General features: G+C 73.5%; 16 protein-coding genes. 13 read left to right on the top strand and 3 right to left on the bottom strand.

Features of this window, described 5'->3' with window-relative positions; genetic code table 11:
- Positions 1-57 precede the first annotated feature (57 nt).
- Positions 58-3,189, bottom strand: coding sequence for a BTAD domain-containing putative transcriptional regulator (locus tag H5965_RS29360; RefSeq protein WP_310973685.1), 3,132 nt, complete (start codon positions 3,187-3,189; stop codon positions 58-60).
- A gap of 85 nt (positions 3,190-3,274) precedes the next feature.
- Between H5965_RS29360 and H5965_RS29355 the strand changes: the two genes are divergently transcribed.
- The 7 genes from H5965_RS29355 (at position 3,275) to H5965_RS29325 (ending at position 10,623) form a co-directional block, all read left to right on the top strand.
- Positions 3,275-4,441, top strand: a complete 1,167-nt coding sequence (locus H5965_RS29355) for an SGNH/GDSL hydrolase family protein (protein WP_310973684.1) — start codon at positions 3,275-3,277, stop codon at positions 4,439-4,441.
- A gap of 68 nt (positions 4,442-4,509) precedes the next feature.
- Positions 4,510-6,933, top strand: coding sequence for a tetratricopeptide repeat protein (locus tag H5965_RS29350; RefSeq protein WP_310973683.1), 2,424 nt, complete (start codon positions 4,510-4,512; stop codon positions 6,931-6,933).
- A 201-nt stretch (positions 6,934-7,134) separates the two neighbouring features.
- Entirely contained in the window at positions 7,135-7,302 is a 168-nt protein-coding gene (locus H5965_RS29345) for a hypothetical protein (protein WP_310973681.1), read from the top strand.
- A gap of 72 nt (positions 7,303-7,374) precedes the next feature.
- Positions 7,375-7,875, top strand: coding sequence for a MauE/DoxX family redox-associated membrane protein (locus H5965_RS29340; RefSeq protein WP_310973680.1), 501 nt, complete (start codon positions 7,375-7,377; stop codon positions 7,873-7,875).
- Positions 7,875-8,381, top strand: a complete 507-nt coding sequence (locus tag H5965_RS29335; protein ID WP_310973678.1) for a TlpA family protein disulfide reductase — start codon at positions 7,875-7,877, stop codon at positions 8,379-8,381. Before H5965_RS29340 ends, H5965_RS29335 begins: the two co-directional genes overlap by 1 nt.
- Positions 8,378-10,192 carry an ABC transporter ATP-binding protein gene (locus H5965_RS29330; protein WP_310973677.1) on the top strand — a complete coding sequence of 605 codons (1,815 nt, stop codon included), beginning with the start codon at positions 8,378-8,380 and terminating at the stop codon, positions 10,190-10,192. Before H5965_RS29335 ends, H5965_RS29330 begins: the two co-directional genes overlap by 4 nt.
- Positions 10,189-10,623: a S26 family signal peptidase gene (locus H5965_RS29325; protein WP_310973675.1), complete on the top strand. Its 435-nt coding sequence runs from the start codon at positions 10,189-10,191 to the stop codon at positions 10,621-10,623. The genes H5965_RS29330 and H5965_RS29325 overlap by 4 nt, the downstream gene beginning before the upstream one ends.
- 50 nt (positions 10,624-10,673) lie before the next feature.
- Here the strand turns inward: H5965_RS29325 and eno are convergent, their stop codons facing one another.
- Together eno and H5965_RS29315 are read right to left on the bottom strand one after the other, a co-directional pair.
- Positions 10,674-11,957 carry a phosphopyruvate hydratase gene (gene eno / locus H5965_RS29320; protein ID WP_310973674.1) on the bottom strand — a complete coding sequence of 428 codons (1,284 nt, stop codon included), beginning with the start codon at positions 11,955-11,957 and terminating at the stop codon, positions 10,674-10,676.
- Between the two features lie 74 nt (positions 11,958-12,031).
- Positions 12,032-13,135 carry a HAMP domain-containing sensor histidine kinase gene (locus H5965_RS29315; RefSeq protein ID WP_310973673.1) on the bottom strand — a complete coding sequence of 368 codons (1,104 nt, stop codon included), beginning with the start codon at positions 13,133-13,135 and terminating at the stop codon, positions 12,032-12,034.
- Between H5965_RS29315 and H5965_RS29310 the strand changes: the two genes are divergently transcribed.
- The 6 genes from H5965_RS29310 (at position 13,092) to H5965_RS29285 (ending at position 18,451) form a co-directional block, all read left to right on the top strand.
- On the top strand, positions 13,092-13,424 hold the full coding sequence (locus H5965_RS29310) for a GTP-binding protein (protein WP_310973672.1): 333 nt from the start codon (positions 13,092-13,094) through the stop codon (positions 13,422-13,424). The genes H5965_RS29315 and H5965_RS29310 overlap by 44 nt on opposite strands.
- Positions 13,360-13,638: a hypothetical protein gene (locus H5965_RS29305; protein ID WP_310974207.1), complete on the top strand. Its 279-nt coding sequence runs from the start codon at positions 13,360-13,362 to the stop codon at positions 13,636-13,638. Before H5965_RS29310 ends, H5965_RS29305 begins: the two co-directional genes overlap by 65 nt.
- Positions 13,635-14,504, top strand: coding sequence for a hypothetical protein (locus H5965_RS29300; protein ID WP_310973670.1), 870 nt, complete (start codon positions 13,635-13,637; stop codon positions 14,502-14,504). The genes H5965_RS29305 and H5965_RS29300 overlap by 4 nt, the downstream gene beginning before the upstream one ends.
- A 163-nt stretch (positions 14,505-14,667) precedes the next feature.
- Positions 14,668-16,185 carry a cellulase family glycosylhydrolase gene (locus H5965_RS29295; protein ID WP_310973668.1) on the top strand — a complete coding sequence of 506 codons (1,518 nt, stop codon included), beginning with the start codon at positions 14,668-14,670 and terminating at the stop codon, positions 16,183-16,185.
- A gap of 81 nt (positions 16,186-16,266) precedes the next feature.
- The gene (locus H5965_RS29290; protein WP_310974184.1) at positions 16,267-17,103 is read left to right on the top strand and encodes a serine hydrolase; all 837 of its coding nucleotides are present in this window, start codon (positions 16,267-16,269) and stop codon (positions 17,101-17,103) included.
- A 196-nt stretch (positions 17,104-17,299) separates the two neighbouring features.
- Complete coding sequence (locus H5965_RS29285) at positions 17,300-18,451, top strand: thioester domain-containing protein (protein WP_310973666.1); 1,152 nt, start codon at positions 17,300-17,302, stop codon at positions 18,449-18,451.
- The last annotated feature ends 15 nt before the right edge of the window (positions 18,452-18,466 follow it).

The following is an 18,466-nucleotide window of genomic DNA, read 5'->3' as shown; positions in this document are numbered from 1 at the left end:
GTCGTGCAACGTGCCTCGAGCCTGACCGCCGGCACGCACAAGGCGCGCACACCGCGCTCACAAAGCGAGGCGGGCCACCGCCGATGCCGCGTCCAGCTCCCAGCCGTTCGCGTACGCCGCGGCGAATTCGTCCTCGCCGAGCGTGGCCCGGCCCCGGCCGGTGAGGGCGCGGACCTGCGGATCGGTGCGGTCGTGCGCGCCGCGCAGCCGGGCGGCGGCGCCGAGCAGGACGGCCGATTCGTGCGGCCGCCCGAGTGCGTCGGCGAGGGCGGCCGTGTGCACCGCCACCAGCGACAGGATCGGCAGGTCGCGGGCCGCCAGCGCGGCCGCGTACGCCGCGCGCCCGGCCTCGGCCGCGCCGGCCAGGTCGCCCCGGGCCAGGCACAGGGCGGACCGCGCTCCCGCGATCAGCGTCCGGGCGTGGTCGGAGGGGAACCCGGTGTCGCCGAGCAGCCGGCGTTCGGCGTCGTCGAGCAGGGCACCGGCCTCGGCCAGCTCGCCGAGCTGCACCCGCAGCCCGGCCTCCCAGCCGTCGACCAGAACCGGCAGTTCCGCCGACGACGTGCGCCGCACCCGCTCCCGGGCGGCGCCGATGACGTCCAGGGCCCGGCCGGTTTCGCCGCGCCGGATGTACAGGTCGAACCAGCGCAGGTCGTTGTAGAGCTGGTCCCCGAGGCTGGGCACACCGAATTCGCCCGCCAGCGACCGGGCCTCGCGCAGGTCGGCCAGCGCGCCGTCGAGGTCGTCGTAGCGCCGCAGCTGGGCGCGCATCGGCAGCGTCGCCGCCTGGCCCCACCGGTCGCCGGCCCGCCGGAAGCCGGCCAGGGCCGCCTCCACGTGGACGCGCACCCGGTCGAGCTCACCCGCGTTCTCGGCGATTTCGGCCTGGAACTTGTGCGCCAGCCCGGACAACCACTCGTCGTCCCCCTCGGCCAGCCGCCGGAAGTGCGCGGGGGCGGTCTCGTCGCCCAGCAGGAAGAGCAGCATCGGGCCGAAGACGCGGTAGTGGCTCGGCAGTCCCGGGTGCGCCAGCAGCCGTCCCGCCAGCTCGCGCATCTCCGCCCGGTCCGCCGCGGCCTCCCGGGCGGTGAGGCCCGACAGGATGTCCGCCCGGCTGAGCAGGTGGGCGGCCCGGGCGCAGTCCCGCTCGGGCGACGGCTCGCCGGGCACCGCCAAGGCCTCGCCCAGCCAGTAGCCGGCGTCGGCGTCGCGGCCGAACATCTGCCAGTACCAGGTCAGCGCCAGGGCCAGGCGGATCGCGGCGGCGTTGCCGGTGGTGCACAGGTGCCGCAGGGCGGCGAGCGTGTTGTCGTACTCGGCGCCGATGACGGCCATCGCCGCCAGCTGGCCGGGTCCGCGCAGCTCGGGGTCGTACCGGGCCGGCAACCCGGCGAAGTGGGCCGCGGCCAGGTCGCGGACCGCGCCGAGGTCGCCGGAGCCGGTGAGGCGCTCGATCCCGTACTCGCGGATGGTCTCGAGCATGCGGTAGCGCCCCGGCGCGAGCTGCAGCAGCGACCGGTCGACGAGGGCGGCGAGCAGCTCGGGCACGTCGCCCGCGGGCACCGCGCCGGCGCAGACGGCGGCGGCCGACGCGGTCGTGACCCCGCCGGGCAGGACGGAAATCCGGTCCGCGAGCGTGCGTTCGCGCTCGTCGAGCAGCTCCCAGCTCCACGCGATGACCGCACGCAGGGTGCGGTGCCGCGGCGGCGCGGTCCGGCTGCCGGTGGTGAGCAGCCGGAACCGGTCGGCGAGCCCGTCGGCCAGATCGGGCAGCGACAGCGTCCGCAGCCGGGCGGCGGCCAGCTCGAGGGCCAGCGGCAGGCCGTCCAGGCCCCGCACCACGCGCACGACGTCGGCCCGCGTGGTGCCGTCGACGGCGAAGCCGGGACGCACGGCGGCCGCCCGCTCGGCGAACAACCGCACGGACGCCACTTCGCGGACGTCGTCATCGGGGCCGGGCAGGGCGAGCGGGCCCAGCGGCACGAGCGCTTCGCCGTCCACGGCCAGGGGTTCGCGGCTGGTGGCGAGCACCCGCAGGCCGGGGCAGCGCGGCAGCAGCGTCGCGACCAGGTGGGCGACGGCGTCGATCAGGTGCTCGCAGTTGTCGAGCAGCAGCAGGCTTTCCCGCCCGCCGAGTTCGCTGACGAGCACGTCCGTCTCGCCTCCACCGGCCCGCCGGCGGGCGTCGAACAGCGCGCCGCCCCGCAGCCCGATCCCGGCGAGCACGGCCTGCCCCACCTTCGCCGGTTCGGTGACGGACGCGAGGTCGATGAGCCGGACGTCGTGCCGGTACCGGCGAGCCGCCTCCAGCGCCAGCCGGGTCTTGCCGGCGCCGCCCGGGCCGAGGACGGTGACCAGCCGGCCGGTCGTGAGCAGGGCGCCGATGCGCGCGAGGTCGTCGTCACGGCCGAGGAAGCTGGTCAGCGGCGCGGGCAGGGGAGCGGGCCGGGGGCGGTCCGGTTCGGGCGCGGGGTGCAGCAGGCGCAGGTGGCGTTCCCGCAAAGCGGTGCCCGGATCGGCGCCGAGAACCTCCGCCAGTGTCTGGCGGACCCGCTCGTACACGGTCAGCGCTTCGGCCTGACGTCCTTGCGCGGCAAGCGCGTCCATCAGCAGGGCCGCCGCGCGTTCGTGCGTCGGGTGCTCGGCCAGCAACGCGGTCAGCCGGGCGGCGGCCGGCTCGGCGCGTCCCAGTGCCAATTCGGCGTCGGCGAGGTCGGCGACGGCCTCGATCGACAGCCGGAGCAACCGGGTCGCCACCGCCGGGGCGACGGCGGCGATGACCGCGGGCTCGCCCCACAGCGCCACGGCCTCGGCGAGTGCGGCGCTCGCGGCGTCCGCGTCACCGGCCCGCAGCCGCTCCCGGCCGGCCGCGGCGAGCTCTTCGAAGCGCACCGCGTCCACGGTGTCCACGGCCAGCCGGTAGCCGCCCGCCACCTGCACGAGCACCCCGTCGGCCGCGGTGAGGGCGCGGCGCAGCCGGGAGACGAGGGTCTGCAGGGCCGAGGCGGTACCGGACGGCGGATCGTCACCCCACACGGCGTCGACCAGCACGCCCGGCTCGACCGCGCGGCCGCCGGCGAGCGCCAGCCGGACGAGCAGGGCCTGCAACCGCGCGCCCGGCACCGGCAGGACGACGTCACCCCGGGACACCTGGAACGTGCCCAGCAGCGTGATGCGAAGCCCCTCCATGCGTCGATCGTGTCAGCGCCGCGTGCGTCGCGTGTGAGCGGCCCGCCGCAGCCTTCGGACATCGGATCCAGCAACGGAGGCAGACATGACCGAGACGCAGATTCCCTGGGTGCGCAGCTGGGGTGCGGCACCCCAATCGGCTCACGACGGGCTGGGCTCCCTCGACGACCACCCGCCGCTCGCCGGCGTGACCCTTCGCCAGGTGGTGCGCCTCAGCGGCGGCGGGCGCCGGGTGCGCGTCCGCTTCACCAACGAGTTCGGGACCGCGCCGGTGACCATCGGCGCGGCCCACGTGGGTCTCGCGGTGCCGGGCGGCGGGGTGCGGGAGGGGCGCGTGCTGACGTTCTCCGGTGCCGCGTCCGGCACCATCCCGGTGGGGGCGCCGATGCTGAGTGACCCCGTCGACCTGCCGGCGGCGGCGCTGACGGAGTTGTCCATCAGCCTCTACCTGCCCGGACGCGTGGAGACCTGTACGTGCCACGATCCCGTGCTGGACACCGGCTGGACGATCCCGGGTGACGCCGTCGCCGCTCCCGAGCTGCCGCCGGACGCCACGGAGCTGCCGGTGCGGGCGCTGCTCTCCGCGGTCGAGGTGCTCCCCGACGCGCCGGCTTCGGCCGTCGTCGTGATCGGCGACTCGCGCACCGACGGTGCCGGGTCCACTCCGGACACCCACCACAGCTGGCCGGAACTGCTGGCCGCGCGCGGCGCCGGCTTCGTCGTCAACCAGGGCATCAGCGGCAACCGGATGCTCAACGACCGGTTCGGTGCGTCCGTGCTGGCCCGCTTCGACCGGGACGTCCTGGCGACGCCGGGCCTCGGCGGCGTCGTGCTCTCCGCGGGCGGCAACGACATCGCGATCTCCTTCGCCCCGCGCGACGACGGTCCTCTCGCCGACTTCCTGAAGATGTTCCCCGGCGGGCCGGTGACGACGGACGACGTCATCGCCGGCTTCCGGCAGCTGGCGGCGCGGGCGCGCGAACACGGCGTGCGGGTCTACGCCACCACGATCGCGCCCTTCGGCGGCTCGGAGGCCTACTCCGCGGAGGGTGAGGCCGCGCGGCAGGTGGTGAACGAGTGGATCCGCACCGGCGGGGCGTTCGACGCGGTGCTGGACTTCGACGCCGTCTGGCGCGATCCGGACCAGCCCAGCCGGATCCGGGCGGAGTTCCACTCCGGCGACTTCCTGCACGGCAGCGACGCCGGCTACCGGGCCCTGGCCGAGTCTGTCGATTTGTCGCTTTTCGACTGACACCGAACCGGGCGCTTTCTGGGGCGAAATCCGGACGCCGATCGCGGAAACGCGGCCACCATGGCGGAATGGCGTTCACCGAACCACCCGATCCGGGGCTTGCGCGCACGCTGGCCGAGCTGATCGGGCAGCTGCGGTTGCTCAAGGCGTGGGCGGGCGGCCCGTCGTACGCGCAGATCGCCGAGCGGGTCAACCGGCTCTGGACGGCCGCCGGGCGCCCGCCCGGGGAGCGGACCGCCCGCACGACCGTCGCCGACTGCTTCAAGACCGGCCGGGCGCGGCCCAACACCGATCTGCTGCTGGCCGTGGTCGAGGTGCTGCACCCGGACCCGGGCTACGTCGGCGAATGGCAGGACGTGCTGCGGGTGGTCCGCGGCCGCGCGGAGGCGGCGACCTTCGTGCAGGCCCAGCTCGGCCTGCCGGAGGCCGTCCCGCACTTCACCGGACGCCGGGCGGAGCTCGCGCGGCTCGGCGAGGTGCTCGGCACGGGCGGGCCGGCGGTGATCGCGGGCATGGCCGGGGTCGGCAAGACCGGGCTGGCCGTCCAAATCGGACACGAGCTGGTGCGCACGGGCCGGTGCGACAACGCGCTCTTCGTGAACCTGCGCGGGTTCCACCCCGACCCCGGCCAGCCGCCGGTGGACCCGGGCGCGGTGCTCGACTCGTTCCTGCGCCTGTTCGGCGTCCCCGGCCACGCCGTCCCCGCCGACCTCGCCGGCAAGACGCGGGTCTACCGGGAGCGTTCGGCCGGGCGGCGGCTGCTGGTCGTCCTCGACAACGCCGGGAGCGAGGACCAGGTGCGGCCGCTGCTGCCCGGCGAGCGGGGCGGCCCGGTGCTCGTCACCAGCCGCCTGGCGCTCGCCGGTCTCGCGGGGGCCACGCCCGTGCCGCTGGACGTGCTGAGCCCGGACGACGCGTTCGCGTACCTGAGACGCACGGTCGGTGCGGCGCGGGTCGACCAGGCGCCCGGCGTGGCCCGGCGGATCACCGCCGAACTCGGGCGGCTGCCGCTCGCGCTGAGCCTCGCCGCGCTCTGGATGACCGCGCCGGCCCACCGGTCGTGGCTGCTGGCCGACCACCTGGAGCGGCTCGAGCAGCGGCGGGCGCACCTGCGGCTCGACAACGCCGTGGACGCGTCGATCAGCCTGTCCTACGACCAGCTCGCCGAACCGGAACGGCGGGTTCTGCGGCTGCTCGCCCTGCACCCGGGCGCCGACCTGGACGCCTACGGCGTCGCCGCCCTGGCCGGGACCGGCCTGGCGGAGGCGACCCGGACCGCGGACCGGCTCGTCGCGGCCAGCCTGGTGCGGCGCGGGGAGGCGGGCCGGTTCGAGCTGCACGACCTCATCCGCGCGTTCGGGATGGCGCGGGCGCAGGACGAGGACGCGCCCGCCGCCCGGAAGGCCGCGGTGACCCGGCTGCTCGACTACTACACCTTCGCCGCGGCGACCGCGATGGACCAGTACGCGCCGCGGATGCGGGACTACCGGTTCCGCGTCCCCGACCCCGGCCTGCCGATCCCGCCGCTGACCGACCGCGAGCCGGCGACCGCGTGGCTGGACGCCGAACGGGCCAACCTGGTCGGCGCCGGCGTCCACGGGGTGCCGTCCGGCCACGCGGGCCTGCTGTCGCGGCTGCTGTTCCGGTACCTGCAGACCGGCGGCCACCTCGGCGAGGCGCTGGTCCTGCACACGAGCGCGGCGGAGTCGGCGGACCCGATCGCCCGCGGGCACGCGCTGCTGAGCCTGGCGGCCACCCACGGCCAGGTCGGGCGCTACGACGTCGCGACCCGGCACGCCGAGGAGGCGCTGGCCTGCTTCCGCGGCGCCGGAGACCGTTCCGGCGAGTGCCGGGCGCTCGGCACACTGGGCGCGATCGCCTCCTGGAACGCTGATTTCGTGCGCTCGGCGAGGTTCCAGCGGGAGACGTTGTCGCTGGCGCGCGAGCTGGGTGACCGGGCGGGCGAGCGGACCGCGCTGACCAACCTCGGCTTCGTCTACGGGCGGCTGGGCTGGTACGCCGAAGCGCTGGAGAGCCACCTGAAAGCGCTGGCCATGGACCAGCGGTCCGGCGACCTCTGCGACACCGGCCGCACCCTGCTCAACATCGGCGACACGCACCTGCGGTCGGGCAGCCCCGCCGAGGCCTGCACGTACTTCCGCCGCGCGACGGCGATCGCCGAGCAGGCGGGCGACCGGGACCTGCACGTGGAGGCACTGTTGTGCCTGGCGGAGGCGTCCCAGGAACTCGGCCGCACGGACGACGCCCGCACAACCCACGAATGCGCGTTGGCGATGGCGGCGGAATTGGGCAGCTTGCACGCGGCGGCGCGGGCGCACACGGGCTTGGCCAGGGCGTTGACCGCGCTGGGGGATCCGGAGGGCGCGCGGCGCCATTGGCTGGCGGCGCGGGAGCGGCACCGGGAGCTGGGGTTGCCGGAGTCGGCGGAGATCGCGGTAGCACTGGGTCGCCCGGTGGCGGCGGGCGGCTGACCGGATGCCGCGAATGACTCATCCGGGACCTCCGAAGTCCCGAATGAGTCATTCGCGACGCTCGGAACCGGGGCGGGCAGGCGCGTCCGGGTTCGTCCGGGATTGCTGCCCGGGCACGGCGCCGCCCGCAATGCTCGCAGCCGGCGCGGGGGTGCAAACCACTTCCCACGCCTCGGACACCCACCGTCGAAGGGAGACACCATGGGGCGCCTGATCGACCGCGTGCTCAACCGGCTCGTGCCCACCGCCGAGGCTTCCGCCTGCAGCGGCCAGTACGTCTGCAACAACGCCGGTCACCCCGGCTACTGGTACCGGTTCTGCTGCGTGCAGGACGGCTGCCAGTGGACCAAGATCCGCAGCACCTGCTGAAACCGGCCGGCGAGCGTGCCGGGTGGTGTCCGCCACCTTCCCCGCGGACACCACCCGGCGTGGGGGAGTGACATGGAGTACCTGCGGGCCGCCGGCGCGGCGCTGATCGCCGTGGTGTTCGCCGCTTCGTCGTTGTCGAAGCTGCGGGACTTCCGCGGGTTCGCGCGTTCGGTGCCCGCGCTGGTGCCGATGCCCGCGCGGTGGGTGACGCCGGTGTCGGTGGCCGTCGTGGCCACCGAACTCGCCTCCGCCGTCCTCGTGCTCGTCACCCCGATCGCCGGCTTCGCCCTCGCGACGGCGTTGCTGCTGGCGTTCACCGCCGCCATCGCCGCTTCACTGCGACGCGGACGGCGCGCTCCCTGCCGCTGCTTCGGCGCGACCGAAACCCCGATCGGTCCGCGTCACCTGGTCCGCAACACCCTGCTGATCTGCTCTGCCGCCCTCGGCGCGCTCGCGCCGGAGCACCTGCCGTCCGTCGCCGGGGCCGCGGTCGCCTTCGCGACCGGCGTCGTGGTGGCCGTGCTCGTCATCGCCACGGACGACATCGCTGTCCTGTTCGCAAGGAGTTCCTGATGCCCATCGTCGTCGCCGCCTTGGTGCTGCTCGGCCTGTGCTGCCTGCTCAACCTGCTCCTGACCGTCGGGATCCTGCGCCGGATGCGGACGCAGTCCGGGCAGCCGGACTCCGGTTCGCTCTTCGCGCTGCAGCCCGGTGCGGCCGTCGGCGAGTTCGCCGTCACCACGACCGACGGCGAGCCGCTCACGGCTGCCGAGCTGAATGGCACCGTGGCGTTCTTCTCCGCCGACTGCGACGCCTGCCACGAAACCCTTCCCGACTTCCTCGCCTACGCCCGCGCGCAAGGCCGTGACAACGTCTTCGCCGTCTTCGCCGGCGACGAGCCGGAAACCGTGCGCGCGCTCGCCGAGGTCGCCCACGTGGTGACGGCGGAGTTCGACGGCGGCCCGGTCGCCGCCGCGTTCCGCAACACCTGGACGCCCGCGCTGTACGTCGTCGACGGCGGGCGGGTGACCGCGACCGCCGGGCGGGTGCACGAGCTGCCCGTGCCCGCCGGCCGGTGACCGTGGCGGAACCGGACCGGCGGCTCGGCGCGGGCCAGGTGCGGGCGGCGGCCGCGGCCGCCGCCGCGCTGCTGTGGCGGTCCGGCCCGGCGCGGCTGCTGGGCCTGCTGGTGATGACCGTGGCCGCGGCCGCCGCCCCGATCGCCACCGCCTGGCTGACCAAGCTCGTCCTCGACCGGCTCGTCGAGCGCACGGGCTCGGTCGGCGGCCTCGCCGGGGCGCTGGTGCTCACCGGGCTCGCCGTCGCCGCGCTGCCCGTGCTCACCCACTACGTCCGCGCGCAGATCGGCCGCGCGGCGAGCACGGTCGCCACCGACCGGCTGTTCGCCGCGCTCGGCCGCCAGGTCGGGTTGCGCACCTTCGAGGACCCCGCCTACCAGGACCGGCTGCGGCTGGCCCAGGAGAGCTGCGGCCGGATGCCGGAGATCGTCGACGGCGTCGGCGGCACGCTCAGCGGAACGCTCTCCCTGGCCGGCTTCCTCGGCTCGCTGCTCCTGCTGAGCCCGGCGATGACCGGGGTCGTGCTGGCCGCCGCGGTCCCCGCGCTGCTCGCCGAACTGCTGCTGTCCCGGCGCCGCGCCGCGGTCGAGTGGCGGATCGAGCGGTTCGCCCGGCGCGAGTTCTTCTACACCCAGCTGCTCACCGGCATCCCCGCCGCGACCGAGATCCGCCTGTTCGGCATCGGGGCGTTCCTGCGCGCCCGCCTGATGGACGAACGCCGCAGCGCCAACGAAGCCCAGCGCCGGATGGACCTCCGGGAGCTGTGGACGATGGGCGGGCTGACGGCGCTGAGCGCGGCCGTCGCCGGGGCGGGCCTCTGGTGGGCGATCACGTCGGCGCGCGCCGGGTCGCTCAGCGCCGGCGACGTCTCGATGTTCGTCGCCGCCGTCGCCGGGGTGCAGGCCGCGCTGGGGACGCTGGCGTCGTCGATCGCCAACGGCCAGGCCCGGCTGCTGTCGTTCGCGCACCACGTCGCCGTGGTCCGCGCGCAACCCGACCTGCCGAGCGGGTCCCGCGACACGGTTCCCCCGCTGCGGCGCGGGATCGAGCTGCGCGACGTCTGGTTCCGGTACAGCGACGAGCACCCGTGGGTGCTGCGCGGGGTCGACCTCACGATCCCGCACGGCACGGCGGTCGCCCTCGTCGGTCTCAACGGCGCGGGCAAGAGCACGCTCGTGAAACTGTTGTGCCGCATGTACGACCCGACGCGCGGGCGGATCCTCTGGGACGGCGTCGACCTCTGCGACGTGCCGCACGCCCTGCTGCGCAACCGGATCAGCGCGGTGTTCCAGGACCACATGAACTACGACATGACGGCGGCCGAGAACATCGGGCTCGGCGAACTGTCCGCACTGGACGATCGAGCCCGGCTGGTGGCCGCGGCGACCCGCGCGGGCGCGCACGACCGGATCGCCGCCCTGCCGGAGGGCTACGACACGCCGCTCACCCGCATCTTCGAAATCGGCACCTCGGCCGGCGTGGTGCTGTCCGGCGGGCAGTGGCAGCGGCTGGCGCTGGCTCGTTCGCTCGTCCGGGAGGGGCGCGACCTGATGATCCTCGACGAGCCGAGCTCCGGCCTCGACCCGGAGGCCGAGCACGAGGTGCACGCCCGCATCCGCGAGCACCGGAAGGGCCGTACGAGCCTGCTCATCTCCCACCGGCTGAGCACGGTCCGCGACGCCGACAGCATCGCCGTCCTCGAGGACGGCCGCGTGACGGAGCTGGGAACGCACGAAAGCCTGCTCGCCGCCGACGGCGGTTACGCCCGCCTGTTCCGCCTGCAGGCCGACGGGTACCAGGCGGCGTCGTGAAAGTCTTCCTCGCGTTGCTGGCTTTCGGCGTCTTCGCCATCCGTCGCCGGCTGATCATGACCACAGTGGACGGTCCGAGCATGGAACCGGCGTTGTCCTCCGGCGACCGGGTCCTGGTGCGCCGGACCCGCCGCGCCCGCCGCGGCCAGGTGGCCCTGCTGCGCTTCCCGCAGTTGCCGAGCGGCGCACCGGTGGGCGACCAGCTGCTGCTCAAGCGCGTGGTGGCGGTGGCGGGCGACCGCATCCCGGTGGACTGGGCCGACCCGGACGTCCACGGCCTCGGCGGCGAGCTGGTCCCGCCCGGCTGCGCGGTGGTGCTGGGCGACAACCGGCCGACCAGCTGGGATTCGCGGCACTACGGGTTCGTGCCGCGGGAGCGGATCGTGGGTGTCGTGGTGCGCCACGTACCCCGCGCGAACGACGGCTCGTGAGTGGTAAGGCGGGTTGGAACCCGCCTTACCACTCACGACCGGCCGCGGTCTCAGCGCCGGCCGCTGATCGTGGTCGCCCCGGCGTAGCGGGCCTCGGCGCCGAGCTCCTCCTCGATGCGGATGAGCTGGTTGTACTTGGCCGTGCGGTCCGCCCTCGACAGCGAGCCGGTCTTGATCTGGCCGCAGTTCGTGGCCACCGCGAGGTCGGCGATCGTCGTGTCCTCCGTTTCGCCGGAGCGGTGGGACATCACCACCGAGTAGCCCGCCTTGTGCGCCGTCTCGACCGTGGTCAGGGTCTCGGTGAGGGTGCCGATCTGGTTGACCTTCACCAGGATCGAGTTCCCGATGCCGCGCTCGATGCCGTCGTTCAGCAGGTTCACGTTGGTGCAGAAGACGTCGTCGCCGACGAGCTGGACGCGGTCGCCGATCGTGTCGGTCAGCTGCTTCCAGCCGGCGTAGTCGTCCTGGGCCAGACCGTCCTCAATGGACACGATCGGGTAGCGGGCGGTGAGCTCGGCGAGGTAGGCGACGTGCTCTTCGACGCTGCGCTTGCGGCCTTCGCCGGTGTAGTCGTACACCTCGCCGGTGTAGAACTCCGACGCCGCCGGGTCGAGCAGCAGGGCGATGTCCTCACCGGGCGTGTAGCCGGACTGCTCGATGGCCCGCAGCACGAACTCCAGCGCTTCGTCGGCCGAGCTCAGGTTGGGCGCGAAGCCGCCCTCGTCGCCGACGTTGGTGCTGTGCCCGGCGTCGTGCAGCGACTTGCGCAGCGTGTGGAACACCTCGGAGCCCATCCGCACCGCTTCGGCGAACGTCGTCGCGCCGACCGGGCCGATCATGAACTCCTGGAAGTCGATCGGGTTGTCCGCGTGCGCGCCGCCGTTGATGATGTTCATCATCGGCATCGGCAGCAGGTGCGCGAACACGCCGCCGGCGTACCGGTACAGCGGCAGCCCGTTGGCGGCCGCGGCCGCCTTGACCACGGCGAGCGACACGCCCAGGGTGGCGTTCGCGCCGAGCCGGGCCTTGTTCGCGGTGCCGTCCAGCTCGACCAGCGCGCGGTCGACCGTCGCCTGCGCCTCGGCGTCCAGGCCCACGATCGCCTCGGCGATCTCGGTGTTGACGGCGTCGACGGCCTTGCGCACGCCCTTGCCGTGGAACCGCGTCTTGTCCCCGTCCCGCAGCTCGACCGCTTCCCGGGTCCCGGTGGAAGCACCGGAGGGCACCGCGGCCCGGCCCCGCGAACCGTCCGCCAGTTCGACGTCGACCTCGACGGTCGGGTTGCCCCGGCTGTCCAGCACTTCACGGCCCTTGACACCGACGATGGCAGTCATCGCACTCCTCGTGAGTTCGTCGAGCGGGAGCGGCGCCACGGTGAGCCGCGAGACGAGGCGAGGCTAGCAGAATTTCACTGAATCGATCCCGAACAATTTTTGCCCCGGCGGGCGGGGAGCCGGACCGTGACGAGGAGGCCGCCGTCCGGACGCGGTGCCAGCTCCAGCATCCCGTCGTGGGCCCGGACGATGCTGTGCACGATCGCCAGCCCGAGGCCGACGCCGTCGTGCTCGTCGGTGCGCGTGCGCGCGGTCCCGCGCTGGAAGGGCTCGGTCAGCGTCGGGACCAGCTCGGGCGGCAGCGGCCGCCCGGTGTTCTCGACCAGCAGCACGCTCGCGTAGCGCCGGCGTTCGGTGTGGACGGTGACCGTGCCGTCCGGCAGGTTGTGGACGATCGCGTTCTGGACGAGGTTCACCGCCATGCGCAGGAGCAGCGCGGCGGACCCGGTCGCGTGGACCGGCTCCCCGGTGACGTCCAGCTCGATCCGCCGCTGTTCGGCCAGCGGCAACAGCGTTTCCGCGGCTTCTTCGGCGACGAGGGAGAGGTCGACGGCCTCGCGGGTGAAGTGCCGCCGGTCGCTGCGGCTGAGCAGCAGGAGGGCCTCGGTGAGGTCGATCGCCCGGGTGTTCACCGTGCGGAGCCGGTCGACGAGCTCCTCCCGGGGGTAGTCCGGGTCCTGGCCGGCGACGTCGAGGATGGCCTGCGAAATGGCCAGCGGCGTGCGCAGCTCGTGGGAGGCGTTCGCGGCGAACCGCTGCTGCTCGCCGACCTGGGATTCGAGCCGTTCGAGCATGGTGTCGAAGACGTCGGCGAGCTCGCGGAACTCGTCGGAGGGGCCGGTCAGGCGGATGCGGTGGGACAGCGAGCCGTGCGCGGCCAGCCGGGCGGCGTCGGCGATCCGGGTGAGCGGGCCGAGCATCCGCCCGGCGAGGAGCCAGCCGCCCAGGACACCGAACACGAGCAGGAAGCCGAGCGCGGTGGCGGCGGCGGGCGCGAACGTGCGCACGAGCAGGTACCGGTTGGGCGCGATCCCGAGCAGGCCCTGGTCGTTGTCGGGCACGTACCGCAGCAGGGACGCCCACACGACGGCGAGCAGCACCGCGCCGGCGAGCAGGAGGAACCCCGCGTAGCTGATGGTCAGCTTCAGCCGCGCGCTGAGCCCGGGGCGCCTGTTCACGAGCCGTGAGGGTAGGCCGGACGGGATATCGCGGGCATATGCGGTTGATCCGTACCGGCGCGGGATCACGATCAGCACCGGCGTGGTCTCCTGCCGGGCCGGCGACCGGACGGTCACCGTCATCGACACGCCCAGGCACGCCGAATTCGTCGCCGAGGTCGAACGCGCGTGCCGACGCTGGTGTTCGTCAACAAGCTCGACCAGCCCGGCGTCGATCCCGCCGGGTGCTCGACGAACTGCGGGCGAAGCTGTCCCGCGCGATGGGGCCGGCCGCCGAGGCCGTCCGTGACCAGGTGACGGCCGGTGCGGCCTACCCGGTGGTCTTCGGCTCGGCCATGACCGGCGCCGGCGTGCCCGAGCTCATCGCCGGGATCGTCGACTTCCTGCCCACGGCGGTGCCGGGCACCGAGCTCCGCGCGACCGTCTTCAAGATCGAACGCGGCCGCGGCGGCGACCGGATCGCCTACGCCCGCATGCACGGCGGCGACGGGTCACGGCGATGACGCTCGCCGGCGCCAAGGTCACGTGCGCGGGTGCGGGCGACCTGGTCCGGCTCTCGGGCCTCGGGGACGTCCGCGTCGACGACCGGCTCGGTTCCGCGGACGGCGTGGCGGGCGCCGGGCTGTTCCCGCCGCCCGGGCTCGTTTCGGTCGTCACCGCGCGGCCCGGCGAGGAAACCCGGCTGCACCAGGCGTTGCGGGAACTGTGCGACCAGGACCCGCTGCTCGGTCTGCGGATCGATCGCGGCGGCCTGTCGGTGCGGACCTACGGCGAAGTCCAGATCGAGGTGCTCCTCGAGCGCCTGCGCGAGGAGTTCGGGCTCACCGCCCGGTTCGCGCCGCCGGAGCCGATCCACGTCGAAAAGCCCGTCGGCGCCGGGGAAGCGGTCCAGTTCCTGGACCGGCTCGGCCCGGCCGTCGAACGCGGCTCGCTCCCGCGGGCCTTCCACACGGCCATCGAGCAGACGGTGTACCGCGCGGCGGGGTGCGGCCCGCACGGCTGGGAGGTCACCGACTGCGTCGTCACCCTGACCCACTCGGGGTTCCAGCCGCCGCTCAGCACGGCCGGCGGGTTCCGCGAAGTCACCGCGCGGCTGCTGGCGCTCGCGCGGGCGCGGACCCGCGGGTACGAGCCGGTGGACCGGTTCGACCTCGAAGTGCCCGAGCACGCGGCCGGGGCGGCGCTGATCGCGCTGGCCAAGCTGGAGGCCGTCTGCGAGCCACCGCTGGTCGAAGCCGGGCTCGCCCGGCTGAGCGGCACGCTCCCGGCCGCCGCGACCGCGGGCTTCCGGCGCCGGCTGCCCGCCCTCGGCCAGGGCGAAGCCGTCTTCACGGCCGAGCCCGGCGGCCACCGCCCGTGGCGGCCGTAGGGGACTCCAGGCGGCGGAGACGCCTGCGGTCGTCGGGTGAACGCGCCCGGCGCTGTTCGGCCCCATTCCCGGCGTTGGTGATTGACAACCCGGGGCCGGGCAGCGACGGTGTGACGGCGTCTGGGAACGCTCCCAGAGGCTCACTTCGCCCAAGGGAGTGCCGATGTGGGGAAGAGCCGGGAAACGTCCTGCCGCGCTCGCGGTGGCGGGGCTCGCGGTGGCCGCCGGGGTCGTCACGTCGACGACGGCGGTGTCGTCCGCGCGTGAGTCGAGCGCCGCGTTCGCCTGCCGCGTCACCTACTCGGCCAACGACTGGGGAAGCGGGTTCGGCGTCACCGTCGGGATCGCCAACGTCGGCTCCGCGGCGGCCGACGGCTGGACGCTGACCTACTCCTACGCCGGGAACCAGACCCTCCAGCAGGGCTGGATGGGCACGTGGACGCAGTCCGGCAAGCGGATCACCGTGACCAACGCGAGCTGGAACGGCGCCATCCCGGCCGGCGGCTCGGTCAGCACCGGCGCGAACTTCTCCTACAGCGGCACCAACACCACGCCCACCGACTTCGCGGTCAACGGCGCCGCGTGCACCGGAACCCCGCCGACCACGGCGACCACCCCGATCACCAAGCCGACGACGACCACCTCGACCCCGCCGCCGCCCGGCCCGGCGCCCGCGCTGCACGTCTCGGGCAACCAGCTGCTCACCGCCGACGGCCGGACCTACCGGCTGCTCGGCGTCAACCGCTCCAGCGGTGAGTTCGCCTGCGTGCAGGGCAAGGGCATGTGGGACAGCGGCCCGGTCGACCAGGCTTCGGTCGACGCGATGAAGGCGTGGAACGTCCACGCGGTGCGGATCCCGCTGAACGAGGACTGCTGGCTCGGCCTGTCCGGCACGCCCAGCGGCGCCTCCTACCAGCAGGCGGTCAAGGACTACGCGAAACTCCTGGAGGCCAACGGGATCAACCCGATCCTGGACCTGCACTGGACGCACGGCCAGTACACCGGGACGTCGTCGGCGTGCACCGACGTCAACGCCACCTGCCAGAAGCCGATGCCCAGCCGGCAGTACACGCCGGCGTTCTGGACCCAGGTCGCCACCGCGTTCAAGGGCGACGACGCCGTGGTGTTCGACCTGTTCAACGAGCCCTACCCGGACGCGGCCGCCAACTGGTCCGACGCGGCCGCCGCGTGGAAGTGCCTGCGCGACGGCGGGACCTGCACCGGGATCGGCTACCCGGTCGCGGGGATGCAGGAACTCGTCGACGCCGTCCGCGCGACCGGCGCGAAGAACGTGGTGATGACCGCCGGCCTCACCTGGACCAACGACCTCACCCAGTGGCTGGCGTACAAGCCCGTGGACCCGGCGGGCAACCTGGTGGCGTCCTGGCACAGCTACAACTTCAACGCCTGCGTCACCGTGTCCTGCTGGGACAGTCAGATCGGGACGGTCGCGGCCCAGGTCCCGGTGCAGGCCGGGGAAATCGGGCAGAACAGCTGTGCGCACGACTACGTCGACCAGGTGCTGGCCTGGCTGGACGCGCACCACCTCGGGTACACGGCCTGGACGTGGAACCCCTGGGGCTGCAGCGGCGGCAACGTGCTGATCGAGGACTACGCGGGCACGCCCACCAAGACCTACGGCGAGGGGTACCGAGCCCACCTCCTGACGGTCGACCCGTGACCGCCGGTGCTCGCCCCGGCGAGGTCGTCCGTGCGAGTCTGCACGGTGGACACACCCGCTCGCCGTCACCCGGGGGACTTCATGGGCAAGCTCCTGCTCGCCGCGCTGCTCGCGGCCTTCGCGCTGGGCCCGTCGCCCGCGCCGCCACCCCGGCCTCCGGCGTCGCCGCCGGACGCCGGTGACCCGTTCGGCGCGGACCTGCGAGCGCGGATCGCCCGGGCGCAGGCCTACGCCGACAGCCGCCCCGGGATCACCGGGATCGTCTTGCGGGACCGCTCGACCGGCGCCGTCTACCGCAGCCCGGCCGCCGGCACGCTGATCTGGGCCTGCTCGACGCCGAAGCTCGCGATGGCCGTCGACCTGCTGCTGCGGTCGGACTCCGGAACGGTCACGCTGTCCGCCGAAGATCGCGACCTGCTGCACCGGATGCTCCATTCGAGTGACGACGACGCGGCCCAGGTGTTGTGGACCCGTTATGGCGGCGAAACCGAATTCGGCCGTCGATTTCCGGCATACGGGATGACCGACATGCGGTTCAGCGATCGGCACCCGCACCACTGGGGCTGGATCCGCACCACGGCGGACGACCTGGACCGGCTGATCGAATACGTCCTGACCCGGATGCCCGCCCGGCACCGCGACTACCTCGTCCGGGAACTGCGCACCGTGGACGGCAACCAGCAGTGGGGCGTCTGGGGTGCCGGGGCGGCCGCGCACCCGGGTAACAAGAACGGCTGGTCGGATGACAACGACGACGGTTCGTGGATCATGAACTCCGTCGGTTTCGCCGGTCCGGACGAGCGGTACGCCCTGGCGCTGATGAACGACACGCGGGTGATCGCCGGCGGCGACGAGGTCGGCAAGGAGACCACCACGAAGATCGCCGGAATCCTGTTCGAAGGGTATTTCGGCGCCTGAAATCTGGGCCTCTTTCAGGGGATTTCTCCGGCGATTCGTGTTTATGGGGGCACCGTGCGTAGCCCTTGTGTGGTCTGTGTATGCTCCGATATCGCTTGACCGGGTGATCACTCACCCGAATCAGTGGCCGCCGTGGTCGGGGATGGTGATCCCACGGCGCCCCTAACGGCGTGGTTCGGGCTCGGATAGGAGATTTATGCAGGTCAGGTCAGCTCTCGTGCGTGGCGGGATCGCGGTGCTCGCCGCGGCCGCCGCGGTCATGGTCAGCGCCCCCTCGGCCCTCGCGGACGACGGCGCCGCGCGCGGCCGCGTCGTCGAGGACGCGGGCACGGTCGGCTACCGGATCAACCTCGAAGGCGGCGGCGACTACATCGCGAAGCTGTTCGGCTTCAAGCTGTCGGACGGCAAGACGCTCAAGCTCTACTGCGTGCAGATCACCGTCGGCATGCGCACCGACGTCGACATGGTCGAAACGCCCTGGAACAAGTACCCGGCCGCGAACTCGCCGTTCAACAAGAACAGCGACAAGATCAACTGGGTGCTGCACCACGGCTACCCGGGCGTGAAGCTCACCGACATCGAGGCCGCCCTTGCCAAGCAGGGCGTCAAGGTGCACGACGGTGTCTCCGAGCGCGAGGCCATCGCCGCCACGCAGGCCGCGGTCTGGCACTTCAGCGACGGTGTCAACCTCAACCTGACGAAGCCGCTGGCCGAGAACAACCCGGCCGAGGCCAACGCCGACGTCGCCGCGCTGTACAGCTACCTGGTCGGCGACCAGAACAAGGGCATCGGCGAGCAGCCGAAGCCGACCCTGAACATCGCGGGGCCGAAGACCGAGGGCAAGGCCGGCACCAAGATCGGCCCGTTCCAGGTCGCCACCAACGGTGACGTCACGTCCCTGACCACCGAGCTGCCCGACGGCGTCAAGGTCACCGACGCCGACGGCAAGGAGCTGAAGGGCACCGACGTCAAGGACGGCAGCAAGCTGTTCGTCGACGTCCCGGCCGGCACCAAGCCGGGCAAGGGCTCGTTCTCGCTGAAGGTCACCGGCGAGCTGGACACCGGCCGCCTGTTCGTCGCGGAGAACTACGCGCGGCAGCCGGCGCAGTCGCTGATCGTCGCCGACTCGGAGAAGACCCAGGTGGCCGCGAACGCGACCGCCAGCTGGACCGAGGCGGGCGCTCCGACCACCACCGCGCCGAGCACCACGCCCGGTGGCGCGCCCTCCGGTGGTGGCGACCTCGCCAACACCGGTGTCGACGCCGCTGTTCCGTTCGGCATCGGCGGCCTGCTGCTCGGCGGCGGCGCGCTGATGCTGCTGCTGAACCGGCGCCGCAGCCGCGCCTGATACGTACCACCGAAC

The organism is Amycolatopsis sp. 505 (assembly GCF_031625235.1).
Classification (GTDB): domain Bacteria; phylum Actinomycetota; class Actinomycetes; order Mycobacteriales; family Pseudonocardiaceae; genus Amycolatopsis.
This window is presented reverse-complemented; position numbering and strand designations above follow the sequence as displayed.